Genomic DNA, 22,669 nt, shown 5'->3' with positions numbered 1-22,669 from the left:
CCACCTCGTCCCCAATCGAGTACACCGTAGTGGCAACAAGCCGAGCTTGAGCAAGATTCAGTGACAAAGAGGAAGATCGACTGTCACAGGACACCTCGGCGGTGAGCACGCCGTGAGCTTGAGCGACGGTGCTGGTGTCCTCTGACAGACGATCTTGACCGATTGCCACATGACCTTGACCGGTGCCGGGCTTCTGCCACGTGATCCCGACGGGGGTGCCGCTTGGGGCGTGGTCACCACATGCGGTCCCGCCACTCCGCGGTAGGCAGATAGGTCTCGGAGTAGTCGCCGATCCGCTGAGCCCAGACAGCGTCGACGAGCATCGCCCTGGTGAGGAGCACGTCATGGGAGCGCTGGGTGGAGCTGAAGAGCCCCAGTTCCTCTGTGGCGACGTCCCCCAAGTGGTTGTGTTCCAGGTAGACGTCGTGAGTGTCGGCGTACGCGGTGAGGTCGGCCAGCAGCTCGGACGGCACGCGGCCCACCAGCGGCAGGCCATCCAGGAAGACCTGGGGGCCGCGCCGGGCGTCGACGGCCGCGCCCGTCAGGCTCCCGTCACTGAAGTAGGCGGTGACGGCCCACCAGGCCGGCCTGTCGTGCGGAAGGCTGAAGGTGCGGCTCACCACGAGCCCGTAGTGCGGCCGGACCGTGCCCCAGGGGTCCGGCACGAGCTCGCCCTCAAGCGCCTGCTCCACCTCCTCGGCCGTCATCCCGAACCGCAGCGGGCCCACTCGGCGCAACGGCTCCAGTTCCCACCGGATCCGCTCGTCCGCCGCGACTGCATCCCAGCTCACGCCTCTTGCACCCCTTCTCACTGCCGACCCGGACCCCTGCGGTCCGCTCCGGCTGGCCTGTCCAGCCCGGGGGACCGTACGACAGGGCAGTGACAGCCCGTGCGACGCGCGCTCCACGGAACCGGTCAAGATCACCTGTCAAACGGTCAAGGTCGCCTGTCAGAGGACAGCTGGGGTCGGCTCTGCGCGCTCGCCCCTGGCCGGCTTGCGGTGCGACAGGGCGGTGCCTGCCGGATGCCTGCACCGCACCGCAACGGGCCGCTGCCGCTTCCTACGGGTTGTGAACCTGCGGCCCGTCGTGTTGTTGGCCTGTTTGTCCCTCTTCGAGGCGGGGCCGGGGCAGTACGGTCTGGAGGAGACCGCACGGCAATCGTCCTCCGCACGAAGGAGCCTGTGTGATCACCCAACGCTATGGCGATCTGGAACTGCACTACACCACGAGCGTTCGGACGGCCTGGCCGACATCGATCATCCCCAGAGCGGAAGGTGCGAGCAGCCACCCCCGGATCCTCGTCGGTCACGTGGGGCAGAGCGGTTGGTGGCCCGCGGGGTTCCAGTTCTCGAACGGGACGAACCTCGCGGACGCGGGGTCGCTGTTGCTGCGGGACGTCTCCGCCGACCGGAGCCTGATACAACCGTGCGTGAGGTGGGAACGGATCGGTGATCTCCCGAGGGTTGTCAGCGGTCCCGGGGCCGTGGATGAACTGTCCTCCGCGGTCTGGCGGCCGATACCTCCGCCGGGATACGTCGCCCTGAGCGACTGCGCCTCCGTTTCCACGCCCCCGCTGGAGACCGGTGTGTGCATCAGGCAGGTGCACAACGGACGGCGCTACGCGCGTCAGGGCGAGGTCGGCGAGCAGCTGTTCGACGGCGCCGGGACGCGGTTGTGGTCGGTGGTGACTCCGCCGTACCCGGACGGGGACCTCGACGAACGCCTGTTCCTGCCCGTGGGCGGGTTCACCGCCGTGCGCGTCGCCGGGCGGCCCAACCCCACTCCCACGACCTGGATCCTCGACCTGCCCGCCGTCGTGCAACGCGCACCCGGCCCCGGCATCCCGGTCCTGACGTCGCCCGCCAGGCCGCCGGCGCAGACGAGGGTGACCGACCGCACCGTGACCGTGCCCTACGTCCTGGTCAACGACCCCAACCGCACCGCGGCCTGGCAGATCCAGAACTCGCCGTTCTACCGGATCCGCCGCCACCGGATCTTCGATCTCGTCCTCTTCCGCGACAACCGCGCCGGAACCGTGGCCCAGCCGGAGTCGCAGACGATCACCACGGGGGTCACCCGGGAGGCGGGCTTCTCCTTCAGCGTGGCCACGGGCATCACCGTGGGCGCGTCGGTAGGTGTGGAGGCGTCCGCCAAACCGTTCGGCATGGGCGCCAGTGTGACCACCACCGCCTCCGTCTCCGCCTCCATCGAACTGGGCTACGAAACCCGCCGCAATGTGTCGACCATGGCCGAGGAGAGCAAGGAACGCGGGCTCATCATTCCGCCGCGCAGCACCGGCTGTCTGTGGATGGAGCAGCACGAACTCGTGCCCGTCCGCGCCAATGGCGAAACCCTCAGCGCCCAGGCGTCCCTCGGGTTCCGTACGGACTACTACGTGACCGGCGAGTTCCCCGGCGGATCGGGCGTCATCCCCTTCACCAGCGACGCCTCCGGCGAGCGCATCCCGCTGCCTGCCCGGCACCTGCTTCCCGACCGTCCCCGGGCGGCTGCCGACACGCTGCCGCCGGACACCACGGCAGCCAACGGCGAACCGGCCGAAGAACAGTAGACAAGACCGTCCGACCAGGACGAGGACATCCGGTCGACGGCGTGCCCTCCGGCAGGTGGCACGCCGGCTCTCCTGGCCAACCCGTCCTCGCGCACCCGCAGCGGCCCGGCGATCCGCTCGGCCTCCCCGCGCAACCGCTCCGCCTCTCTGCGGCACGCAGCCTCTCGCTCCCGCAGCAGCACGAGCACCTCGTCGCCCCCCGCACCCGGTTCTTGCCGTCCGCTACGAAGCGACCGTGCTGGTCGCAGCCATCAACGAGTGGCTGTGACCAGCACTTCGAAAAACGCCCTGGTAGTTGACGGGGGGATAGCCCTGGCCGGCCGCGTAGGGGTACCAGATCTGGTTGCTGCCGTTCCAGCAGTCCCACTGCTGGATGCGGACAGGCCGTCAGTTTGCCTACCTGCCGGGCGACCTGCCGCCCAGCGGCGCGGTGTACCACTACGTCGGCCCGTGGCGGGGTGACGGTACCGGCCGGACCGTCCATGACCTGCCGGCGCAGCAGGCCATGGAGGTTCTGCCCCCGTTTCCGGCAGTGCGACCGGTCAGCCGACGGCAGCGAGGATCGGCGCCCAGGTGGCACCGGTGAGTACGGCCACCGCCTGCTGCTCGGAGAGCGGGGGCGCGGCGCGGGTCGGCTTCGGTGTATCGGCGCCAGTGCCACCGCCGGTGCTGTTCCACTGCACCATCTGAAGCTGCGCGCCGGTCGACTTCAGGGTCACCGTGATCGTCCAGCGGCGGGCGGTGTCGGCACGGGCCGGGTGCTCGGCCGCGTTCTGCTCCGACATCACCAGGGCCCCGCCCGGAATCTCGGCGCTGCTCGGCAGCTCGCGCAGCGTGCAGGTGTCAGCTGCGTCGCGCTTGGGCTTCCACTTGCAGCTCAGCCCGTCGCCGTCCCTGAGCGGCAGTTTGAGCCGCACGGCCGAGATGCCGACGTAGGCGGCCCCTTGCCCGTCGTCGAGGACCAGACCGGCGTTGGCGACGGCCCCGCCGGACGGATCCGAGGGGTTGTTGCTCTGCCCGGTGACCTCGCTGAACCGGCCCCCGGGGAACGTCATCTCCAGAGCCTGGATCATCTGGGTGTCGGTGATAGCGGACCGGGGCGCCGCCTGCGCCGCCGGCTCGAGGTCGGAACCTGCGGGGTGGATCCCGGCGAGCACACCGGGGAGCATCAGGCCGGCTGCCGCGATCACGGCGCAGGCACCGACCCCGGCGACGACGCCGGCGGCGCGCCGACGCCGACGGCTCCGCCCGCGCTTGACGGCTCCGCCCAGGAGCGCGGTGAGATCGGGTTCGAGGGAGTCGGTCGTGCGGTCCAGGGCATGTGCGAGGTCTGCTTCGAACGGCATGCTGGCGTCACCTTTTCTGTCAACGATGGGGGCTCTGTGGCGGTTCTGACCCGCGCGCACCGGTGCTCAGTGCGGAACCAGGTCGGACAGGCTGTCGCCGAGCAGCGCACGCACCCTGGCGAGTGCACGGGTGCCCTGGGAGCGGACCGCACTGCTGCTCAGCCTGAGCATCCGGGCGGTCTCCTCGATACTGCGGTCCTCCCAGTAGCGCAGCAGCAGCACCGCCCGGTCACGGGGCGGCAGTTGGCCGAGCGCGTCCAGCAGGGTGAGCCGCAGCGCGGTGTCCGGGCCGGACGCCGCACCGTCGGGCATGGTCCCGGTGGGGCGCTCGCCGGTGCTGCGCCGACGCCGCAGGCTGAGGAAGGTGCGGACCAGAACCGTCTGGGCGTAGGCCACCGGGTTGTCCGCACCGGCCACCCGCTTCCAGTGCACGTACACCCGGCTGAGGGTCTCCTGGACCAGGTCCTCGGCAAGGTGCGTGTCGCCGGCCGCGAGGACGTACGCCGAGCGGTACAGCGCCTTCGCCCTCGCGGCCACGAACTCCAGATACTCGTCCTCCTGTGCTGATTTCACTCGGTCCCCGCCTGTTCCCTTGTTCGGTGATCCCCGTGCATACCCCTCATGACTACGTGAGGCGTCAGGATGTCGCGCGGGCGGGCACTTTCTCTTCCACCGCTGCCGCGTCACCAGCGCTCCGCGGGGGCCGGAGGCGCGACGCCCGGCCCGACGGGGGCCGACCGCGGTGCGTTGTCGGTACCTCTCACGTCTTCGCCGACACGGGCTGCCGGTAAGAACTCGGCGACCGGGCGTCGTCCCCCGGGTGGCCGTAGCCGGTACGGGGTCTGCGGGCTCGGCCCTGGTGTGGTTGCGTACCAGCAGGCAGGCAAGTGCTCCGGCCAGGACCACGGTGATCGGGAGGATCGCGGTGACGTGCATCGTGGCGATGAACGCGTCGGCGTACGTCTTGCCGGTGGCCAGCTCGGCAGCCAGTCGGCCCTGTGGCAGAGCACCGACCGTCGCCGCGCCGATGACGGAGCCGATCTGACGGATCGTGTTGTCGATGCCTGAGGCGGCGCCGGCCAGCCGGGGTTCGACGTTCCGCATTGCCTCGGTGGACATCGGAGCGACCACGCGGCCGATTCCCGGGCCCGTGACCACGGTCGCCGGGATGAACGCGTACCAGGGGGTGGCCACCGCGGGTCGGTGCCGGGATGGAGATGTGCTTACGACCCGTTCCGGGCTGCCGGGGGAGCCGGCGACACCGCAGGTGTCCCCGCCGGGGCCGCTCCTCCGATCCATCCCTGGCCCGAGAGCAGTGGACAACTGCCTAGGGCGTCCTCACCTGCGCATCATCCGAGCCCGTACGAACAGGACGACGCAGGTGATGCCCGCGATCAGGCACACCATGATTCCGATGGCGAGCAGAAACATCTGGGTGTCGCTGAGGCCGGGTATGTGACGCACGTAGGTGATGTCGTGGGGGTCGGTGATCACCTTGTCCGGGCGGCTCGCGATGAAGAGGATCATGGCGACGACCGCGGCCAGGCATGCCGCGCCCGCGGCCAGCAGCCGGCCGCCCGCCTTCTGCTCCCACTCATTGCCGGTGAGCCGGGTCGCGTCCGGGCACCGGCTGAGCGCCGCGAGGCCCAACTCGCCGTGCCGTTCGGCCAGTCCGTCCACCCGGACCCGCCTGCCGTCGGCCGAGCGGAGCACGCACCGGTACCCGATGCCCAGTTGCCGGGCGAGCCCGCTGTCCCGGTCGGCGGTCCGGATGGCGATCGTGGCGACCTGGTCCCAGGCGAAGACCGTCGGCCCCTGCCGGGAGCCGTGGACCAGGCCGTGCTCGCGCACCTCGAAGTACTCCGCCGATCCGCCACGTACTGCCCGGAGGGCCTGAGTCACCGCGATGTAGACCCCGGCCAGGCCGAGGCCGATGAGTATGCCTACCGCCTTGTTGGCACCGACCGACGCGTCATCGCCGGTGGCGAGCATTCCCCATAGGCCCAAGCAGCCGACCGGGACGCCGATACCCAGTGCCCAGGAGGCATTCACCCATCGCTTGCCGTTGGCCACCGGATGCCTGCTGACAACGGGGCCGAGTTCGTCGAACGCGCGCGCCTTGTCGATCACCGGACAAGTTCAGGACCTTCTTGCAGCCTCCTCAAGGTTCAATCTCCTGCACCGACTTGAGGGCAGGTCAATCACCTTCTCGTGCTCGTGGTGGGGCTGCTCGGCGTGGCGCAGGGTGGTGTGCGCGGCCGGCCCGGACCGGACCGGCCGCGCACGAGCGGCGTGGCTACGTCCGGTCGGTCGTCGGAGTGACCGTGACGGTGTGGCCGGGATCGGCGACGGAGGTTGCGATCCGCAGCGTGAAGGCGCCGCTTTCGGTCGCCCAGCCGTGTGCGTTGCTGTCCCAGTGCTGGAACGCCCGCGGAGCGGTCCCGCCCCGCACGCGCAGCCGCGTCGCGCGCGAAACGCTCACGCGCTGACGGGGAGCGCCCGGGCCGGGAGCTGCGCATCACGATCACAGCGGCAGGCGCCAGCCGGGCCCGTCCTCGCTACCCAGCCAGACCCGCTGCCCGTCGGCGGTGACCGTGATGCCGAACTGCTCCTGATGCGGTGCGCCCGCCGCCTGCCAGGCCTCGATCGCCGCCTCGACCTGGTCCCACAGGCGCAACGGGCCGCGCTGGATGACCGTCCATCCGCCGTGGCCGTCGGGCTGGGTGCGGGCCTGGGAGCCGGTGGCGTAGTCGATGAGGATCTGCTGGTCGTCGGCGCCGATGCGTTCGGCGGAGGGTGCGGCGAGCTGGGCAACCCAGGTGCCGGTCCAGTCGGTGATGATGGCCGGGTCGATGCGGGCAGCGCGTTCGTCGCCGGGCAGCAGGGTGGGGTTCTGACGTGGAGGCCGGTCGTGGGGGCGGGCAATCATGAAGCTGGTACAGCCGGGCAGGAAGCGGCCCGTCGCCTCGCCGGGCTCGGTAACGGTCAGCAGGGCGAGGCCGTAACCGAACTGCCAGCCGGAGAACGTGACGAGGATCTTCCCGCCGGGCTTGACCTGGTGCAGCCAGGCGTAGGGCAGGGTGCGTACCGCGCAGGTCGCGATGAGCCGGTCGTACGGCGCGGCGGGCTCGTGTCCGGCGAGGCCGTCGGCGACGACCAGGTGCGGGGCGTACCCGGCGGTTTTGAGGGAGGTGGCGGCGCTTTGGGCGACGGTCCGGTCGACTTCGACGCTGACGATGCTCTCCTCGCCGAGGCGGTGGGCGCCCAGCGCGGTGGAGTAGCCGGTGCCGGTGCCGATCTCGAGGACGCGGTGGCCGGCTTCGACGTCGAGCTGCTGCCACATGCGCAGGACCAGGGAGGGCAGGGTGGACGACGACGACGGGGATCCGGAGACCGGCCCGCAGGCATCGGCGGTCTGGAGGCGGCCGTCGAGCTGGGTGATGAGGGTCTGGTTCGTGTAGATGGCCTCCAGCCAGCCCTCGCCGTCCTCGCGGACCGGCTGGTAGAAGGTGGGGAAGGAGCCGGGGATCTCGCGGAAGTAGTCGCCGACGAAGATCTCGCGCGGCACTGCCTCCGCGGCGGCGCGCCAGTACGGGTCGGTGAGGCCTTCGTCGGCGGTAAGCCGGCGGACGAGGGCTGCGCGCAGGTCCGCAGCGGTGGAGGTCATGCGGAGTGGCCTTTCTGAAGCTGGTCGGCGATTGCCGTGGCGATGGCATCGATCGTCGGAGGCGGGAAGAACGCCCACTGCCCGTTGGCGTTGCACTCAAGGAACATCCAGCGGCCGTCGGCGTCGACAGCGAAGTCGAAGGCGCCGTAGACGAGTCGGAAGTTCCCCAGGTAATGGGCCACAGATCGGCGTACGGACGCGGGCACGTCGATCGGCGTGTAGGTGATCAGGTCCTGGCGGCGGCGCCAGTCGAGGTCGGGGCTGTCGATCCGGACAGCGAAGAGCTCGGTGCCCACGGCAGTCAGCCGCACGTCGAAGTCCTTGACCAGGCGGGCCTGGAAGAGGTGCGGGCACGCCGCGACCGCGTCGGTGATCTCCTCCGGGGCGACCTCGGCGACCCACGCCTGCACCGCCCGGCCGTCCTCGTTGTGGTAGGTGGTGTTCCACAGCGGCTTGTAGACGGCTCCGCCAGGTTGCTGGGCGCAGAAGGCGCGGGCCTGCTCCGGGTCGGTGGTGATGACGGTGTCGGGGACGGCGAAGCCGGCCGCGAGCGCGGCATCGAGCTGGGCGGGCTTGTGCTCGGCGGCCCTGATGTCCCACGGGTGGTTCACGTAGTGGGCGCCGGGCAGCGCCGCGAGGATCCCGCCGGCGCCCCACTGGGTCTGGGCACGGGCGAACTCGGCGTCCTGCCCCACCATGCCGGCCGGAGCGGTCCAGCCCGAGGGGCGCCGGTACCAGACCGCGCGGGTCCGGTCGAGGTCGAGGGTGCGGGTGGCCGTGGTGAGGGTGCCGCGCCGGCCGCCCGCGGTGTAACGGGCAGTCAGCGCGGCACCCTGGTGGAGATCGGCGCCGGGGTCCGCACGCACGACCGGCACCTGCCGGTCGGCCAGGATCCGTAGCACCAGGTCGGCCGTCGGATCGTAGGCGCAGGTCAGCACCAGCACCGCCCCCTGCTGACTCAGCTCTGGTCCTGGTCGTTGGAGGTCATGGTGTCCACGTCGGTCGGCTGGGCCTGCCCGCCGCTCTGCCCGTCCCCGCCACCACCGCCGGTGCTGGTCGGGCCGGTCTGGTCGGTGCTGGTCCCGTGCTTCCCCATCATCTCGACGGTGCGGCCCTGCTCGTCGTGGAAGGCCGCAACCTGGGTACCCGGGTCGATGACCGGCGTCAGCGCCGGCCAGGGCGGCGCATCGGCGTAGGGGCGCATCCGGGTGGTGCCCCACGGAGCGGTGACGGTGTTCGGCATCCTGGTATCTCCTCCACCTCGGCCTGTGACTCTCCCGAGTCAAGTTGCGACTGTCAGTCATGATGCCAGTGCGTGGGTCCAGTTGGGAGACGTTTCGCCGAACGGCCAGGAGCCTCCTGGAGATCTTGCTCTGGCTGTCCGATTCACACCGGATCGCTGGCAAATGTCAACCAGGTCTGACCGGTGCAAGCCGGGCGCGCTTTCAAGATCTTCATGAGCCTTCCGGTAGGGCTTTGCCGGGTGCCCCGATCGATCATCGTCGCCCACCCGCGTCCCGGCTGGGCCCGGCTGCGGATGCCCCGGCCCTGGCACTCCATCCGCAACGACAAGGCGGACATCAACTCACCTACCGCCCTCTGAGATACCGCGCCAGGCGCTTGTCCATCGGATGAGCCGATCCCCGACACGCGGAGAGGTCGGCTCAACTGCCCGGCCGCACCTCGACGGAGCGGGGTGCGGCCGGGTTGATGCCGGTGCGGCGTCCGGAGTTGTCAGAGGAGGTGGTCGAACTCGCCGGCTTTGGCGCCGAGGACGAAGGCGCGGAGCTTGGCGGTGCTGGTGGTGATGACGGTGTCCGGGTCGTCGGACTCGCGCAAATGGCGGGCATCGCCAGCTCCGGTGGCGAGTTCGAGGCAGGTGCTGCCGTCGTCCGTGCCGCTGTAGGGCGACTTCAGCCGGTTGAGTGGCTGCACGGGTACCCCCACGGCGATGGATGCGCTGGGCTGGTACCCCGTATCAGAGTGCTCTGCGTCGTGGCTCCAGCTTAGCCTGGGGCGATGCAGTTAGAAGTTGCGCACGACCTCGCGGACAGGCTCCTGTCGGAACTTCCTGATCGGTGGGCGCACTCTCAACGCGTCCTCGCCCAAGCCAAGTTGCTGGCACCAGATCTGGGCGCCCGTGGTGCCCCCCTAATGGTGAGCGCGGTCCTGCATGACGTGGGGTATGCCCCCTCTGCGGTTGATACTGGTCAGCACATGATCGACGGTGCTCGCTACCTTGCTCGGCTGGGGTGGCCGCCACTGGTCTGCTCGCTCGTGGCCTACCACTCGTCCTCCGAATGGGAGGCAGCCGAGCTGGGACTGTCACACGACCTTGCAGAGTTCGAGCGGCCCCCGTCCGACCTGTTGGACGCCATCACGTTCTGCGACCTCACGAGTGGGCCCGACGGCGCTCTGGTGGACGCCACCGGGCGGCTCGACGAGGTCCTATGCCGCTACGCCCCGGGACATGTGGTTCACCGGGCGGTGGCGGCGGCGCGACCGACTCTGCTTGCGATGGTTGAGCGCGCCGAGCTGGGGCTGGCGCCTCGTCCTGGCGGCTACCCGATGTAGGGGGCAGGGTCGTTCTGGAATCCGCGGTCAAGGCGCAGCCGCGTCGTCGGCGCGATGTCCAGATCGTCGAGTTCCGACCGGGGCGTCCACCGGACCTCGAACGACTCCGAGCTGGCCCTGAGGGTGCCGCCCAGAGGCTCCGCGCGGAGTGTGATCGAGAACTCCTGGCGCACCTCGCCGTCCGCGAAGGCGATCACGTGCCCGGGGTTGCTGTAGATCCCCACCACGCCGACCACCTGCACCCGGACGCCGGTCTCTTCCGCGACTTCGCGGACGGCGGCTGCCGAGATGCTCTCGCCGATCTCCTGAACACCACCGGGCATCGCCCAGCGTCCGTTGTCGGTGCGCCGTTCGAGCAGCACCTCGTCGCGATCATTCAGCACGAAAGCGGTGACCGCCGGGACGATCCTCTGGGCTTGCGGGGCGTCAGGGTCGTTGAAGTAGTCGGTGCGGCTCACTGGGCGCTCCTCTTCAGCGGTTCGGCTCGGGCCCAGACCTTATCGAAGCTCTCCTGGTAGCTCAGCACGAGCAAGGCGCCGGCTACGCGGCGGAGGTGTAGCACCGGAGTCAGGGGGGCGCTGATCCCGTAGATCTGGGTGTTGACCAGGAGTTCGTCATCGGATCGGTAGAGGGAGTTGTGGAGAGTGGAGCGGTGCGAGCGGAACTCGATTCCCGGTACGTCGTACAACGGCCGGTACAGCTTCATGACTTCCCGGACCTTGTAGGCGACGCCCTCGCCGATCTCCTCTTCCTCGCCTCTGCGGGCGACCTCGGGGCTGTCGGGGTCGCCGAGCATGATGCGGATGCGAACGCCGGTGTCCGCCTTGCTTCTTAGGAGCCGGTGCCATCGTGGGTTCTCCGCCAGGTGAACTCCGGCGTGCACGAGGATTCCAAGCTCGGACGTGGCCCGCTCCGCGAAACTCAACCAGAGGTCCGGTGGCACCGACGAGCGGTGCGGGTAGACGTGGACGATCTCGGCGTCTGCGGCATCGATCCGCTGTTCCTCCGGCTTCGCGTCCGGCCAGAGGTAGTCCTCCTCGTACCCGAGGAACGCCGCAGTCGCCTGCCGGTGCTTACGGTAGGGCTCGCGGCCGCTCGTGATCCAGCGTCCTACGGTCCGGGCATCGACCCCGGCATGCTCCGCAAGGTCTTCCTCCGTGACACCACGGCTTACCAGCGCGGAGCGCAGTCTCTCGTTGGCCATCCGAACCCGACTCTGGACGTCTTGGGACGCACTCGGACGGCTTGAAGCTAGCTGAGACGTCCCGAGATGTCCAGCTGGTGTCTGATCATGTCCCTTGCAGTAGAGGCACTCTGAGGTTCTGCCAGTTCTCGCTGAGTGCTCATCCTCGCCTGAGCTGGCCATGTTCGCTCTTCTGTGGGAGATCCTCTTGAGCACACTCACTTTGTCGTCGGCGAGGCCCCGACATCCACGTCCGGACCGCCGGACGTCCCCGAGACGTTCCGGACCGGCCCGCCGCGTGCCGTCCGAACCAACCGGCGAAGCACGGCGTCCGCCGCCGACGGGTGTGAGTGACAGCTTGTCGGCGGCAGAGAAGCCGATGTGCCCACTGCCTGGCGCCGGTCGTTGCACGCCGACACCGCCGCCAGCGCCACCCGGGGCCGAGACGGCGGGGATCCGGTTGCCTTGTTCCTCTGGATGCTCCGGTTGGCGGGCCACGTCGTCGTGCTCGTTCTCCTCGGCATCGTTGCGGGCAACCAGATGACCGCCTCGGCCGACTCTTCTGGAGTAGACATCACTGCTGCCAGGCCGGACGAACTGCTCGTATAGCCCAGCGGTGCGGGACTCCTGCGGCGGACCGTCTTCGGAGCGGCAGCTCCTGCCCGGCTCAGCATGGCGCCCAGGGCGCCGTCCGTGCCGGGGAGCTACCGCCCGGCCAACCGGCTCCTTGCCCTCGCATGCACCCGCCCCAACTCTGGTCCCCCCGCCTCGTTTGCGCGGGACTCACTCCGCCCTCCGTAACGGAGGACTACAGGAAAGAAGTACGGAGATGACTGGACAGAAACCGCGTCATGCGGTTGTCATCGCCTCTGGTGGGTTGGACAGCACCACCGTGGCCTACTGGCTCGCCGATCATGGCAGCCAGGTCTCGCTGCTCTCCTTTGACTACGGTCAGCGGCACCGCAGGGAACTCGACTTCGCTCGCCGCATCGCCGTCAACCTGGGCGCCCGCCACGAGGTGGTGGATCTCAGCGGACTCGGCCGGGTGCTGACCGGCTCGGCGCTGACTGATCCCGGTATCCAGGTCCCGAACGGCCACTACACCGCCGCGACCATGCGCAGCACCGTGGTGCCCAACCGCAACGCGATCATGCTGGACATCGCCGTCGGAATGGCCGTCGCCCGCGAGGCGGACGCGGTGGCCTTCGGCGCCCACGCTGGTGACCACGCGATCTACCCGGACTGCCGCAGCTCGTTCTTCGACCTGTTCGCCGAGACCGCGAAGGCCGGCAACGAGGGGCTCCTCGCTGACGGGTTCGAGGTGCTGGCACCGTTCATCGACCTCGCGAAGGCCGACATCGTGGAGGCTGGACGGCAGGTCGGCGTGCCGTTCCAGGACACCTGGTCCTGCTACAAGGGCGGCGAGGTGCACTGCGGCCTCTGCGGAACGTGCACCGAGCGGATCGAGGCGTTCTCGCTGGCCGGTGTCGAGGACCCGACCGAATACGCCCATACGGGCGCGGAGGCGGCCCGGTGAGCGCCGAGGTCCTGACCGGCCGCCACCGGATCGGCAAGGTCTTCCGGTTCGAGGCCGCGCACTTCCTGCCCGGTCTGCCGGACGGCCACCAGTGCGCCCGGATGCACGGCCACTCCTACATGGTGGAGTTCGTCCTCACCGCGGACGAGCTGGTGGGGCCCGGCTTCGTCACCGACTTCGGGGATCTGGCGCCCGTGAAGGCGGTAATCGACTCCATGCTCGACCATCAGGTGCTGAACGAGGTCCTGTCGGTGCCGCCGACCTCGGAGAACCTCGCGGCCTGGTTCGCCGGCTGGTTCTTGGAGCACGTGGGACCGGGCCTACCTGGCCGCCTGACGGCGGTACGGGTGTCGGAGACCGCCAGCAGCTGGGCCGAGTTCCAGGTGGGTGAGCGGTGAGCCTCCTGAGTGGCGCGGTACTCGGCGGCGGGGGGCTGCTGATCGCGGAATGCTACGGCCCGACGTTCCAGGGCGAGGGGCCGAGCGTCGGGGAAGAGTCGCTGCTCATGCGACTCTCGCGATGCAACCTCAGTTGCCCCCGGTGCGACACGCCGCAGACCTGGGACTGGTCGAGGTTCGACCCGCGAGAGGTGTCCACCCGACACAGCGTGGAGGACCTGGCCGCCTGGGTGATGGCGCACTCGCCCCGCCTTCTCGTTGTCACAGGCGGCGAGCCGCTGCTTCAGCAGGGCGAGCTGGTTGCTCTGGTGAAGCTGCTGTCCGGTCGACGGGTGGAGGTGGAGACGAACGGGACCGTGGTTCCGCTGCCCACCCTGGTGGAGGCGGTGGGCGCGTTCAACGTCTCGCCGAAGCTGGAGGCGTTCGCCGCGCCCCGGGACCGACGTATAAACCCGGAGGCGCTGCGGGCGTTCGCGGCCTGCGGGAAGGCCCGGTTCAAGTTCGTGGTCGGCGACATTAGCCAGCTCGATGAAGTGGCCTCCCTGGTGGTGGAGTTCTCCCTCACCCAGGTGTGGATCATGCCGGAGGGTACGAGCAGCGCCGAGGTGATCGCCGGACAACGGGCCCTGGCGGAACACGTTCTGGCCCGTGGCTGGAACCTCAGCACGCGGCTCCACACGTTGATCTGGGAGGACGAGGGTGGCCGCTGACAGCGCCAGGGCGCCTGAGCGGCGCGGTCGTTCCGGTTCCCCCGGGCCGCGCGTGTGCGGTAGCGGTCCTAGGTCGAACGAAGGGCGAAGCGGGATCCTGCTTGCCGCTCAGGCTGCGCCCACTATAACCAACTTGGCTTCCCCGCGGGCTCATTCGCTGATGTCTTTTGTCGTTGACGTACGGCACCTCAAGCAGGCCGCGCGGGCCTGCATGCGCCGCGCTGGCGCGCCGGGTGCCGACGACGTCGGCTGGGCCGAGTATCGGCAAGGCCTGAACGGTCGGCTGAAGGTGCTGGCAGAGCAGCTGCGCGTTGGGGCGTGGGAGCCGAGCCCGGTGCGGGAGGTGGAGATCGCCGCCTACACCGGGAAGGTGTTCACCGCCGTAATTCCGACGGTGGCTGACCGGATTGTGCAGCGGGCGATCCGCCACGCGATCGAGCCGGTGCTGGAGGCGCGGGCGTTCGCCGACTGGGTGTCGGGCTACCGGGCCGGCCGCAACCGGATCACCGCGCTGCGCGACGCGGACCGGCACCTGCGGGAGGGGTTCCGTTGGGTGGCGGACGTGGACGTGCGACAGGTGTCGGCCGGGTCGAGCGCGAGCGAGGTGGCCGGCTGGTTGGCCGAGCACGTCGCGGACGGCCCGTTCCTGCGGCTGTTCGAGCGGGTGCTGGAGCCACTGCCGTACCCGATCGTGCCGGGCACCGCATTGGCGCCGCTCCTGATCAACCTGCGACTGTCGCGGGCGGACTCGGCGCTGGCCGACTACCGGGTGGTGCGGTTCGCCGACAACTACTGCCTGTACTGCGAGGACCGCGCGCGAGCGGAGGAGGCGATGGCAGCCGTCGCCAAGGCGCTGGGCCGCTGTGGGCTTGAGCCCCATCCCGGCAAGAGCCAGGTCCGCGCCGGGGTGAACACCGAAGACCTGTTCCTGATCGCCGGATGAGGAGGCGACGATGACGACAATCCATACCCTCGCGCCTGCGATCGGATGGGTTCCGGTGCCGGGCGGCGTGTGCCTGTTCGGCGACCGTCGGCGGCCGATTCCGGTGGCCGACCTGGAGTGGACGGCCACGCCGCTGACTCCCGCCCAACTCGGGCTCGGCGACGATCACCGGCCGCTGGTGGACCTTGACCAGGCACACGCGGCCCGGCTGGCCGCCGCGCTCGGCGGCCGGCTACCCCGGTCGGTGGAGTGGGAGTGGGCTGCCGCCGGGCCGGACCTGCGCGCCTACCCGTGGGGCGAGGAGGTGCCGGATGCGAGTCGGGCGAACCTGCGCGGCAGCTGCGGACGGCTCACCCCGGTCGACTCCCACCTCGGTGGGCGGACACCGGACGGCCTGTGGGACATGGCCGGCAACTGCTGGGAGTGGACGGCCTCGCCGACGATCGGCGACGGCTTCGTAATTCGCGGCGGCTCGTACAACTCCCTGGCCCTGTACGCGCGATCGACGTTCCTCAACGCGGCCCCGGCCGAGCTGCGCTCCCCGGGCATCGGCGTACGGGTCGTGAGAGCGGCATGATCGATGACCTGCTCATCGCCGGCTGCTCGCGCCGCAAGGCCGAAGAGCCGAGACCGCTCCCGGCGCTGGAACGCTACACCGGCGGCATCGCGTCCCAGCTGCTCGCCCGCTTCGCCGGACACCGGCCGGCCCGCGGCAGGATCCGCTTCCTGTCCGCCGAGTACGGCCTGGTCCACGCCGATGACCCGCTCGCCCCGTACGACCGCCGCCTGACGCGCGAGCGCGCCGAGCAGCTGCGCCCGGTCGTCGCCGGGCAGTTGCGCCGCGACTTCGCCGCCAGCGGCACACCCCGCCGGGTGCTGCTGGTCCTGGAACCCGACTACATGGTCCTGCTGGCCGACCTGTTGGCGCTGCCGGAGCGCCCGGTCGTGCAGTGGATCAGTGACCCGCGCGGCTGGCCGCAGGCCGCCGCCGTGCTCGACGAATGGAGGTGGCCGTGACCGGCCCCACCCTCGCGGACGTACTCAAGATCCGCCCCAACATCCACCGGCACCTGACCGGTGCGTTCACCGAGCGCACCGGCATCGGCTGGCACCAGCCCACCCCGGCCGAGGCCGCCGTCGGGCGCGCGCTGTCGGTCGTCCTGCCGGCCCGTAACACCGCGTACGCGCTTCCCGCGGTCCTGGACGCGCTCGCCGCCCAGCAGACGGCCGGTCCGGTGGAGGTGATCGTTGTGGACGATGCCTCGACCGACGCCACCTTCGAGATCGCCCGCCGCCATCGGGCGGTCACCACCGCTGTCCGGCTCCCAGTCCAGCGGGGTTCGGCTACCGCGCGCAACGTTGGTGCCCGCCTCGCACAGGCCCCGGTTCTGCTGTTCGTGGACGCGGACATGGTGCTGCCCCCGCACGTCCTGGCCGACGTCGCCGCCCGCGCGAGCACGGAGGCCGTGCTGACCGGGTTCCGGCACAACACCGCCCTCCGGTCTTCCCCCTGCGGCGTGGTGCTGCCGGACGGCCCGCCGTCTCTGGCGGCCGATCACCGGGTCACCTGGACACCGCCAGCGAACACCATGCTGCCGTACTCGGGGATCACGCTCAGCAAGCGCCTGGACGGACGCCCGCTGGATGCCACCGACGACTTCCAGACCCTGGGGTGCGGCCGGTTCTACCACGACTGGGACCTGCCGCGGATGGTGGTCACCGCGCTGCTCGCCGTGCCGCGCGAACCTCTGGTGGACGTTGGCGGCTTCGAGGAGGAGTTCGGCCGTCTCGGCTGGGGGATGGAGGACACCCATCTTGGTGCCGCGCTGATCGGCTCCGGCTGCCTCGTCGTCCCGTTGCGCCAGGCGGTCGGCTACCACCTCGACCCACCCGATGCTGCGGCCCAGTGGCAGACGAAGCTTGCCACCTGGCCCGCCACTCTCGCTCACTACCGCTGTCTGCTCGACCGGCCGGCGCCCTCCGGGCGCGACCACCAGTTCGTCACCGCCACGGACAAGCACCTGACTGAAGCCGAGGTAGTCACCCCATGATCCGCTGCTTCGCCACCGCCACCTTCGGAGGCACGACCGTGGTCCACGACCCGGCGGTCGGCACCAACCACCTGGCGCCCCAGCCGATCCCGGCCGGACGGGTCTTCCTCGACGACCGGCAGGTCGCGTCCTGGATCGAAGCCGAGCTGGCCAAGCTCCAGCTCACGGCCCCGGTGAGCATGTGCTGGTCGCCGATCGTGCGCTGCAACCTGGCCTGCCCCCAGTGCCTGGACGACAGGAGCGTGCGCGAATCCACGGCCGACGAGCGGCGGTCCCTCGTTGACCACATCGCAAACTCCGGCATTCTCGGGGTCGACATCTCCGGCGGGGAACCGCTGCTGCTGCGGGACCTACCCGACCTCGCCCGTGCCACCTGCTCCCACAACACCGCCGTGGTCAGCTGCACCACCAACGGTTGGCACCTCGCTCGCCGGGCCACCGAGCTCGTCGGCGCGGTCGACGCCGTGCGCGTCTCCCTCGACGGTGCCACCGAAGCCACCCACGACCACTGGCGCGGGGCCGACAGCTACCAGCACGCGGTGGCCGGCATCCGCGCCGCCGTCGCCGAGGGACTGCCCGTCCAGCTACAGATGGTCCTCATGCAGGCCAACCAGCACGAGGCACAGGCCCTCCTGGAGCGGGCCGCCCACCTCGGCGTCGGCGGTGTCACCTTCCTCCAGATGCTGCCGATCGGCGACGGCGCGGCCGTCGCCGACGAACAGATGCTCACCGACGACCAGGCCCGCGCCGCCATCGACGCGCTCACCGTCCCTGACGGCCTGCGGGTGCGGCTGCGCACCCGCGGCAGCGCCGACGGCTTCACCGTCCTGCGCGCCGACGGCTACGCCTACCGAAACACCGGCGGCGCCACCCGCATCTCCGCGTTCAATCCCGTCACCGGCCCCCAGGACCTCCACCTGCCCACCGTCCGGAGCAGTTCATGACCGCCACGACCCAGCCGAGCGGGCAGCGAAGGTTCGCCTGCACCGCCCCGTATGTCCCGACGTCCTACCAGTGCACTGACGCCGCCCATCTCCTCGCCGAGTCCACCGTGGGCAGCGCGCCTGCGGTGACCTGTGTGATCGGCATCGCCTCCGGCGGAATCAGGCCCGCCACCGTGGTCGCCGGCTACCTCCAGGTCCCCCTCCACACCGTCACCGCCCGGCACAACACCAGCGACGCTCCGTGGCAGCAGGCCACCGGCGAGGTGGAGGTGTTCCTTCCCGAGCGGCTGCCGGACCGGTTCGAGGGCAGGATCCTGTTGGTTGACGACATCGCTGGCTCCGGCGCCACCTTTACCGCCGTCACCCGGTCCCTCTCCGGCCGCCTCACCGACGGGGCCGTGGTCGAGACGCTGGCGCTGTTCCGCAACGAGGGCTGCACTGACGCGCCCGCCCGCTGGATCTGGACCGTGGACGACTGGGTGGTCTTCCCCTGGGAGCAGCCGCACGCCGGAGAAACCCGGATCCTTCCGCCCGTACGGCGGGTGATGACCCCGTGATCAGCGTGACCACGTCCAGGGGCGTCCTGCTGGTCCTCGTCTCCTGGCGCCCGGACTCGCCGGCCGGGATCGAGCGGGCTACGGCGGCCCTGGCCGTCGGCCTCGCCGAGGCCGGGCACCGCCCGGTGATCGCCACCGCCGCTCCGCAGCCCGATGGCCCCACCCCGCCCGGCGTCGCTATCGAGCGGCTGCGGCTCGACAACGTCGCGTTCCCCTGCGAGGACGACGTCCTGCGCCGGGCCGTCACCGGGCAGGACAGCGCACTCGCCCGCCAGATCCGCGACCTCATCACGGTGCACCGCATCGACACCGTCCTTTTCACCGACGCCCTGTGGGGCCTGGGGCGGCTGCGCGGCGACTTCCCCGGCCACGTCCGCCGCGCGCTCGCCGCCCACGTCAAGCCCGCCGTCCTTGACGCCGGCCCCGCCTTCGCCCGCGCCACCTGCGTCCTCGTCCCCTCCGACACCGTCCTCGGCGAGCTGGCCGGCTGGCAGCCGCGCAACCTGCGCGTCGTCCCCAACGCGCTGCTCCCGGACCCCGTGGTCCTGCCGCCGGGCAGGGACCGGCGCGAGGAGCTGCGCCGCTCCGGTCCGGTGCGCGTGCTGGCCCGGCTCGGTCCGGAGAAGGGAGTCCTCGAACTCCTGGAGACGGCCGCAGGCTGGGACCGGCCGGTCGAAGTGGCGCTCGCCGAAGCCGGGTTCGAGGCCAGCACGGGATCGCAGACGGCCCTGCTCGACCGGTGCCGGGAGACGGTGGCCCGCACGCCGGGCGTGAGCCTGCGCGGGGCGCTCGCCTGGAACGAGGTCCTGCCCTGGCTTGCTGGGGCCGCTGTGGTGATCGTGCCCAGCCACCGGGAGACCTTCGGGCTCGTGGCCCTGGAGGCGATGAGCGTCGGCACCCCCATCGTCGCCTACCGCGTTGGCAATCTCCCAGCCCTGATCGAGCCCACCGGCCACGGTGACCAGCTCCTCGTCGACCACGACGCCGGCCCCGCAGTGCTCCACAAGGCCGCCAAGACCCTCCTGGAAGATGACATACTGTACGGCGCGACTACACAGACCGTGTACCGGCGAGCGGACGACTTCGCACCGCACCGGATCGCTAACCTCTTTCTGGAGGCGGTGTCGTGATGTCCGCAATCGCAGCAACCCCCAAGCCCCTGCTGCTCGTTGACGGCTTCAACGTCCTGTGGGCCGGAACGTTTGGGTTCCCCGCGCCGATCTTCTCCCGCGACAAGACCCGGGAACTCACCGGACTGTTTGCCTTCTTCGCCCTGCTGCGCGCCACGATCCGCGACGACCTCGACGTGGACCCGCCCGAGGTCCTGGTCGTCTTCGACGGCGAGCACGGCACCACGGAGCGCGTCGCGGCCGACGGGGAGTACAAGGCCAACCGCGAGGCGACGCCGGAGGCGCTCAAGCCCCTGCGGTTCCTCGCCCCGGTCAAGCAGGGCCTCGACCTCCACTGCATCCGCTGGATCGAGATCGACGACGCCGAGGCCGACGACGTCATCGCTACTTTCACCGTCCAAGCCGCCCCGACCCGGCCCGTGCGGATCATGTCCCGCGACGCCGACTACTACCAGCTGCTCACCGACCAGGTGAAGATCATCAACCGGTCGCGCAAGGCCACCCGGCGGCTCATCGCCCCCGACGAGGTCGTGGAGCGGTACGGCGTCACACCCGAGCAGTGGCCGGACTTCCGCGCCCTGACCGGCGACAGCGCCGACAACATCCCCGGCGTCAAGGGGGTTGGCCCCAAGGCCGCCGCAAGCCTCCTGCGCGACGGCATGCGCCTGGACACCCTGCTGGAATCCGACCGGCTGACCGGCGCCAAGGGACGGGCGATCGTGCAGGCCTGGGACGATGTCCTGCGCTGGCGGGACCTGATCACCATGCAGAGGGACCTCGCCCTGCCGCTCTCCCCGAGCGGAGAGGTCAGCCCCCAGTTGCCCAAGCCCGCCGACGTCGTCGAGAAGCTGGGGCTGTGGTGAGCGCCGTCGCGCCGGGGACCGTCCTGGCCCTACTCGCACACCCCGACGACGCCGAACTCTGGGCCGGCGCCACCCTGGCCCACCACGCCAAGCACGCCACCGTCACCATCGCGGTGCCCCGCCGCGACGAGGTCCGCGACGCGGAAGCACGCGAGAGCGCCGCCATACTCGGCGCGCAGCTACGACAGCTCGACCGGATTGACGTGGAAGCCGTGCAGCTACTGCTGCTGGAGACCCTCCCCGACGTCGTCATCACACACCCACTCAACGATGTCCACCCCGAACACCGTGCCGTCGCCACCACCGTGCTCGCCGCGCTGCCCGAGCCCAGGATCGTCACCGGCCATCCCAGACGCTTCTACAGCTGCGACAGCTACAACTCCCTCACCCTCGACGGACCTGTGCGGGCCGACGTGATCGTGGACGTCACCGCGACCTTCGACACCAAGATGGCGGCGTTGCGAAGGCACGCCAGCCAGCCGATCGAGGAGCACTTCGGGCCGATGGCCGAAACCCTCGGCCGACTCTGGGGAGCGCGCATCGGCGCAGGCTACGGCGAGGCTTTCACCGCCGTCCCGCTACTGGGCTGCCTGCCCGGGGCCACCCAGCTTTGACCGCCCCCGCGCTGCCCGCGCTGACTGGCCGGCGCGCCATGGCCTTCGCACACCCATCGCTCTGGAGCACCACATGGAGACCAGCGCCCTCACCCGCAAGGACAGCACCTCCTGGTTCCCGGTGATGCGGCTGGCCGAACGGTGCGGGCTTGCCCGTCTGGTGGCGGACAAGGTGAAGCTGACCGGGGCGAAGAACAGCGCGGGTGCGGCAGCGGACGCCAAGGTCGCCAGCATCGTGGCATCGGCGTGGAACCGGCATAGGCCTTCAGAGCGCGGGCATCGTCGAAGCTGTCATGGAGGGCCTGGCTAACCGCGTTCTCCACGGCTTTCTGGCACTCCTCGCTCATTTTGGCCTAGCTGAGAGTTTCTTCCAGGCCGACTGCGGCGATCGAGCCGCCGGCGACCTGGGCCTGGATGTTCTGACCCTTGAACGGTTTGCTCAGGATCCCCTGGTTGTCGATGCGCATGGGCTTCTTCTCTTCGTCATGGATGACGTTTCCTCTGACCCGCAACTGGGGGTACTTGTGCTTGGCACTGAGCTGGCCGCCGAGCGCGGCCAGTTGAGCCTTCAGCTTTTCATTGCGTTTGGAAAGGTTGGCCGCGCCACCGACTTCCGTGTAGATCTCGTTCGCCATCTCCTCGTTCCCTTCGGTCCGCTGCAGGCCCGGACTCAGCTCCGGGCCTGACGTGTACCCGTCGCGGTGGAGCACAAGCGATCCGGGGTGGGACCCCTCGGCCGGTCGAGGGATCGGGTGGCTGCGTTCGGTGGGAGCCCACGCCCGCTGGACGGCGCGCACGGACCTTCCGTGTGGGACCGGGTGTGCGGCAACGGCCCCCGTCGGTCCGGGACGGCCGTGTGCGGGCCGGGGCGTTTGGGCGGCCCTTGGGACTCAGCGGGTGGTGGCCGGGGCGAGCGGCGCGGGCACGTCCACGTTCATGGTCGCGTCCGAGCCCGGGTTCGGGTTCCTGAGGCACCGATCCGCGAAGGTGGATCCCTGCGGGTAGGGGCAGGCCCTCACCACGGGTCCCTTCACGGCACCGAGATCATCTCAATGTGGGTTTCGCAGCCCTGCGACGGCCGGCCCGCCGCTGTCAGACCGTGGACGGCGAGGCGCGGACGGGGGCAGCCCTGGCATGCAGAGAGGCCGGTTCAACTGCCCGGCTGCACCTTGGCGGAGCGAAGCGCAGCCGGGCCGCTGCCGGTGCAGCATCCGGAGGTGTCAGAGGAGGTGGTCGAACTCGCCGGCTTTGGCGCCGAGGATGAAGGCGTGGAGCTTGGCGGTGTTGGTGGTGATGACGGTGTCCGGGTTGTCGGACTCGCGAAGGTGGCGGAGATCGCCGGGTCCGGTGGCCAGTTCGAGGCAGCTGCCGCCCGCGTTTGAGCCGCTGGCTGATGGCTTCTGCCAGTTGAGCTGCTGCACGGGACCTCCGCAGAATTGACGTAGCGGATTGCTACCCATGGGAGTCGCCCAGTATCCAGTCGTGTCAGCTTGTCGTTTGACCTCCATTGATCATCTTCTGTGGCGTTCGGGTTATCGCCTGTCTGTTCGCTATTGGTTGGTGACCAGGGCGAGTCCGAC

At 70.1% G+C, this 22,669-nt stretch carries 29 protein-coding genes; 16 read left to right on the top strand and 13 right to left on the bottom strand.

Translation table 11 applies throughout. From position 1 onward, the window contains the following. Nucleotides 1-233: 233 nt before the first annotated feature. Nucleotides 234-791, bottom strand: coding sequence for a hypothetical protein (locus ACIQIB_RS38150; RefSeq protein WP_400763883.1), 558 nt, complete (start codon nt 789-791; stop codon nt 234-236). 797 nt (nt 792-1,588) lie between these two features. Between ACIQIB_RS38150 and ACIQIB_RS38145 the strand changes: the two genes are divergently transcribed. After that, complete coding sequence (locus ACIQIB_RS38145; protein ID WP_400763880.1) at nt 1,589-2,572, top strand: hypothetical protein; 984 nt, start codon at nt 1,589-1,591, stop codon at nt 2,570-2,572. A gap of 542 nt (nt 2,573-3,114) precedes the next feature. Here ACIQIB_RS38145 and ACIQIB_RS38140 read toward each other — a convergent pair. Together ACIQIB_RS38140 and ACIQIB_RS38135 are read right to left on the bottom strand one after the other, a co-directional pair. Further along, entirely contained in the window at nt 3,115-3,918 is an 804-nt protein-coding gene (locus ACIQIB_RS38140; RefSeq protein WP_400763878.1) for a hypothetical protein, read from the bottom strand. 66 nt (nt 3,919-3,984) lie between these two features. Beyond that, complete coding sequence (locus ACIQIB_RS38135; protein ID WP_363606828.1) at nt 3,985-4,491, bottom strand: SigE family RNA polymerase sigma factor; 507 nt, start codon at nt 4,489-4,491, stop codon at nt 3,985-3,987. A 288-nt stretch (nt 4,492-4,779) separates the two neighbouring features. Between ACIQIB_RS38135 and ACIQIB_RS38130 the strand changes: the two genes are divergently transcribed. Continuing rightward, the gene (locus ACIQIB_RS38130) at nt 4,780-4,986 is read left to right on the top strand and encodes a hypothetical protein (protein ID WP_400763875.1); all 207 of its coding nucleotides are present in this window, start codon (nt 4,780-4,782) and stop codon (nt 4,984-4,986) included. A gap of 270 nt (nt 4,987-5,256) precedes the next feature. Here ACIQIB_RS38130 and ACIQIB_RS38125 read toward each other — a convergent pair whose 3' ends face one another. From ACIQIB_RS38125 to ACIQIB_RS38100, 6 genes are all read right to left on the bottom strand, one after another. Then, nucleotides 5,257-6,048, bottom strand: coding sequence for a hypothetical protein (locus ACIQIB_RS38125; RefSeq protein WP_400763872.1), 792 nt, complete (start codon nt 6,046-6,048; stop codon nt 5,257-5,259). A 166-nt stretch (nt 6,049-6,214) separates the two neighbouring features. Beyond that, a complete protein-coding gene (locus tag ACIQIB_RS38120; RefSeq protein ID WP_400653759.1) occupies nt 6,215-6,400 on the bottom strand; it encodes a hypothetical protein in 186 nt (61 codons plus the stop codon). Nucleotides 6,401-6,442: 42 nt separating this feature from the next. Continuing rightward, complete coding sequence (gene tgmC / locus ACIQIB_RS38115) at nt 6,443-7,585, bottom strand: ATP-grasp peptide maturase system methyltransferase (protein WP_400653760.1); 1,143 nt, start codon at nt 7,583-7,585, stop codon at nt 6,443-6,445. Further along, nucleotides 7,582-8,529 carry an ATP-grasp ribosomal peptide maturase gene (gene tgmB / locus ACIQIB_RS38110; RefSeq protein WP_400653761.1) on the bottom strand — a complete coding sequence of 316 codons (948 nt, stop codon included), beginning with the start codon at nt 8,527-8,529 and terminating at the stop codon, nt 7,582-7,584. Before tgmB ends, tgmC begins: the two co-directional genes overlap by 4 nt. A gap of 14 nt (nt 8,530-8,543) precedes the next feature. Beyond that, nucleotides 8,544-8,828, bottom strand: a complete 285-nt coding sequence (tgmA, locus tag ACIQIB_RS38105; RefSeq protein ID WP_400763870.1) for a putative ATP-grasp-modified RiPP — start codon at nt 8,826-8,828, stop codon at nt 8,544-8,546. Nucleotides 8,829-9,319: 491 nt separating this feature from the next. Further along, nucleotides 9,320-9,520 (bottom strand): DUF397 domain-containing protein, encoded by a 201-nt coding sequence (locus ACIQIB_RS38100; protein WP_400763868.1) that lies wholly within the window; start codon nt 9,518-9,520, stop codon nt 9,320-9,322. An 84-nt stretch (nt 9,521-9,604) separates the two neighbouring features. Between ACIQIB_RS38100 and ACIQIB_RS38095 the strand changes: the two genes are divergently transcribed. Further along, the gene (locus ACIQIB_RS38095; RefSeq protein ID WP_400763865.1) at nt 9,605-10,159 is read left to right on the top strand and encodes an HD domain-containing protein; all 555 of its coding nucleotides are present in this window, start codon (nt 9,605-9,607) and stop codon (nt 10,157-10,159) included. Here ACIQIB_RS38095 and ACIQIB_RS38090 read toward each other — a convergent pair. Together ACIQIB_RS38090 and ACIQIB_RS38085 are read right to left on the bottom strand one after the other, a co-directional pair. Then, nucleotides 10,147-10,617 (bottom strand): NUDIX hydrolase, encoded by a 471-nt coding sequence (locus ACIQIB_RS38090; protein WP_400763862.1) that lies wholly within the window; start codon nt 10,615-10,617, stop codon nt 10,147-10,149. The two genes, ACIQIB_RS38095 and ACIQIB_RS38090, sit on opposite strands and share 13 nt — an antisense overlap. Continuing rightward, entirely contained in the window at nt 10,614-11,363 is a 750-nt protein-coding gene (locus ACIQIB_RS38085) for a helix-turn-helix domain-containing protein (protein ID WP_400763860.1), read from the bottom strand. The genes ACIQIB_RS38090 and ACIQIB_RS38085 overlap by 4 nt, the downstream gene beginning before the upstream one ends. An 808-nt stretch (nt 11,364-12,171) precedes the next feature. Between ACIQIB_RS38085 and queC the strand changes: the two genes are divergently transcribed. The 13 genes from queC (at nt 12,172) to ACIQIB_RS38020 (ending at nt 21,399) form a co-directional block, all read left to right on the top strand. Further along, complete coding sequence (gene queC, locus ACIQIB_RS38080) at nt 12,172-12,879, top strand: 7-cyano-7-deazaguanine synthase QueC (protein ID WP_400763858.1); 708 nt, start codon at nt 12,172-12,174, stop codon at nt 12,877-12,879. Beyond that, a complete protein-coding gene (locus ACIQIB_RS38075; protein ID WP_400763856.1) occupies nt 12,876-13,277 on the top strand; it encodes a 6-pyruvoyl trahydropterin synthase family protein in 402 nt (133 codons plus the stop codon). The genes queC and ACIQIB_RS38075 overlap by 4 nt, the downstream gene beginning before the upstream one ends. Further along, nucleotides 13,274-13,987: a 7-carboxy-7-deazaguanine synthase QueE gene (locus ACIQIB_RS38070; protein WP_400763854.1), complete on the top strand. Its 714-nt coding sequence runs from the start codon at nt 13,274-13,276 to the stop codon at nt 13,985-13,987. Before ACIQIB_RS38075 ends, ACIQIB_RS38070 begins: the two co-directional genes overlap by 4 nt. 133 nt (nt 13,988-14,120) lie before the next feature. Beyond that, nucleotides 14,121-14,930: an RNA-directed DNA polymerase gene (locus ACIQIB_RS38065; protein WP_400763851.1), complete on the top strand. Its 810-nt coding sequence runs from the start codon at nt 14,121-14,123 to the stop codon at nt 14,928-14,930. A 10-nt stretch (nt 14,931-14,940) separates the two neighbouring features. Further along, nucleotides 14,941-15,507, top strand: a complete 567-nt coding sequence (locus tag ACIQIB_RS38060; protein ID WP_400763849.1) for a formylglycine-generating enzyme family protein — start codon at nt 14,941-14,943, stop codon at nt 15,505-15,507. Continuing rightward, nucleotides 15,504-15,947 (top strand): DUF6884 domain-containing protein, encoded by a 444-nt coding sequence (locus ACIQIB_RS38055; protein WP_400763846.1) that lies wholly within the window; start codon nt 15,504-15,506, stop codon nt 15,945-15,947. Before ACIQIB_RS38060 ends, ACIQIB_RS38055 begins: the two co-directional genes overlap by 4 nt. Next, nucleotides 15,944-16,981 carry a glycosyltransferase family 2 protein gene (locus ACIQIB_RS38050; protein ID WP_400763844.1) on the top strand — a complete coding sequence of 346 codons (1,038 nt, stop codon included), beginning with the start codon at nt 15,944-15,946 and terminating at the stop codon, nt 16,979-16,981. The genes ACIQIB_RS38055 and ACIQIB_RS38050 overlap by 4 nt, the downstream gene beginning before the upstream one ends. Then, nucleotides 16,978-17,925, top strand: a complete 948-nt coding sequence (locus ACIQIB_RS38045; RefSeq protein ID WP_400763841.1) for a radical SAM protein — start codon at nt 16,978-16,980, stop codon at nt 17,923-17,925. The genes ACIQIB_RS38050 and ACIQIB_RS38045 overlap by 4 nt, the downstream gene beginning before the upstream one ends. After that, nucleotides 17,922-18,482 carry a phosphoribosyltransferase gene (locus ACIQIB_RS38040; protein WP_400763839.1) on the top strand — a complete coding sequence of 187 codons (561 nt, stop codon included), beginning with the start codon at nt 17,922-17,924 and terminating at the stop codon, nt 18,480-18,482. Before ACIQIB_RS38045 ends, ACIQIB_RS38040 begins: the two co-directional genes overlap by 4 nt. 5 nt (nt 18,483-18,487) lie before the next feature. After that, nucleotides 18,488-19,612, top strand: a complete 1,125-nt coding sequence (locus ACIQIB_RS38035; RefSeq protein WP_400763836.1) for a glycosyltransferase family 4 protein — start codon at nt 18,488-18,490, stop codon at nt 19,610-19,612. Beyond that, complete coding sequence (locus tag ACIQIB_RS38030; protein ID WP_400763834.1) at nt 19,612-20,475, top strand: 5'-3' exonuclease H3TH domain-containing protein; 864 nt, start codon at nt 19,612-19,614, stop codon at nt 20,473-20,475. Before ACIQIB_RS38035 ends, ACIQIB_RS38030 begins: the two co-directional genes overlap by 1 nt. After that, entirely contained in the window at nt 20,472-21,089 is a 618-nt protein-coding gene (locus ACIQIB_RS38025) for a PIG-L deacetylase family protein (RefSeq protein ID WP_400763831.1), read from the top strand. The genes ACIQIB_RS38030 and ACIQIB_RS38025 overlap by 4 nt, the downstream gene beginning before the upstream one ends. A gap of 73 nt (nt 21,090-21,162) precedes the next feature. After that, the gene (locus ACIQIB_RS38020) at nt 21,163-21,399 is read left to right on the top strand and encodes a hypothetical protein (RefSeq protein WP_400763829.1); all 237 of its coding nucleotides are present in this window, start codon (nt 21,163-21,165) and stop codon (nt 21,397-21,399) included. A gap of 43 nt (nt 21,400-21,442) precedes the next feature. Here the strand turns inward: ACIQIB_RS38020 and ACIQIB_RS38015 are convergent, their stop codons facing one another. Further along, complete coding sequence (locus tag ACIQIB_RS38015) at nt 21,443-21,724, bottom strand: hypothetical protein (protein WP_400763827.1); 282 nt, start codon at nt 21,722-21,724, stop codon at nt 21,443-21,445. A 585-nt stretch (nt 21,725-22,309) separates the two neighbouring features. Beyond that, nucleotides 22,310-22,510 carry a DUF397 domain-containing protein gene (locus ACIQIB_RS38010; RefSeq protein ID WP_400763826.1) on the bottom strand — a complete coding sequence of 67 codons (201 nt, stop codon included), beginning with the start codon at nt 22,508-22,510 and terminating at the stop codon, nt 22,310-22,312. Between the last annotated feature and the right edge of the window lie 159 nt (nt 22,511-22,669).

Origin of the sequence: Kitasatospora sp. NPDC092286 (assembly GCF_044755565.1) — a bacterium.
Classification (GTDB): domain Bacteria; phylum Actinomycetota; class Actinomycetes; order Streptomycetales; family Streptomycetaceae; genus Kitasatospora.
Note: the sequence above shows the minus strand (reverse complement) of the source record. Positions and strands in the feature narration are given on the sequence as shown.

What these genes read in the sequence shown, in the direction of transcription:
- queC (WP_400763858.1), top strand. Translation starts at nt 12,172, where the DNA reads ATGACTGGACAGAAACCGCGTCATGCGGTTGTCATCGCCTCTGGTGGG.
- ACIQIB_RS38040 (WP_400763839.1), top strand. Translation starts at nt 17,922, where the DNA reads ATGACCGCCACGACCCAGCCGAGCGGGCAGCGAAGGTTCGCCTGCACC.
- ACIQIB_RS38060 (WP_400763849.1), top strand. Translation starts at nt 14,941, where the DNA reads ATGACGACAATCCATACCCTCGCGCCTGCGATCGGATGGGTTCCGGTG.
- tgmA (WP_400763870.1), bottom strand. Translation starts at nt 8,828, where the DNA reads ATGCCGAACACCGTCACCGCTCCGTGGGGCACCACCCGGATGCGCCCC.
- ACIQIB_RS38045 (WP_400763841.1), top strand. Translation starts at nt 16,978, where the DNA reads ATGATCCGCTGCTTCGCCACCGCCACCTTCGGAGGCACGACCGTGGTC.
- tgmC (WP_400653760.1), bottom strand. Translation starts at nt 7,585, where the DNA reads ATGACCTCCACCGCTGCGGACCTGCGCGCAGCCCTCGTCCGCCGGCTT.
- ACIQIB_RS38020 (WP_400763829.1), top strand. Translation starts at nt 21,163, where the DNA reads ATGGAGACCAGCGCCCTCACCCGCAAGGACAGCACCTCCTGGTTCCCG.
- ACIQIB_RS38095 (WP_400763865.1), top strand. Translation starts at nt 9,605, where the DNA reads ATGCAGTTAGAAGTTGCGCACGACCTCGCGGACAGGCTCCTGTCGGAA.
- ACIQIB_RS38140 (WP_400763878.1), bottom strand. Translation starts at nt 3,918, where the DNA reads ATGCCGTTCGAAGCAGACCTCGCACATGCCCTGGACCGCACGACCGAC.
- ACIQIB_RS38085 (WP_400763860.1), bottom strand. Translation starts at nt 11,363, where the DNA reads ATGGCCAACGAGAGACTGCGCTCCGCGCTGGTAAGCCGTGGTGTCACG.
- ACIQIB_RS38030 (WP_400763834.1), top strand. Translation starts at nt 19,612, where the DNA reads ATGTCCGCAATCGCAGCAACCCCCAAGCCCCTGCTGCTCGTTGACGGC.
- ACIQIB_RS38055 (WP_400763846.1), top strand. Translation starts at nt 15,504, where the DNA reads ATGATCGATGACCTGCTCATCGCCGGCTGCTCGCGCCGCAAGGCCGAA.
- ACIQIB_RS38015 (WP_400763827.1), bottom strand. Translation starts at nt 21,724, where the DNA reads ATGGCGAACGAGATCTACACGGAAGTCGGTGGCGCGGCCAACCTTTCC.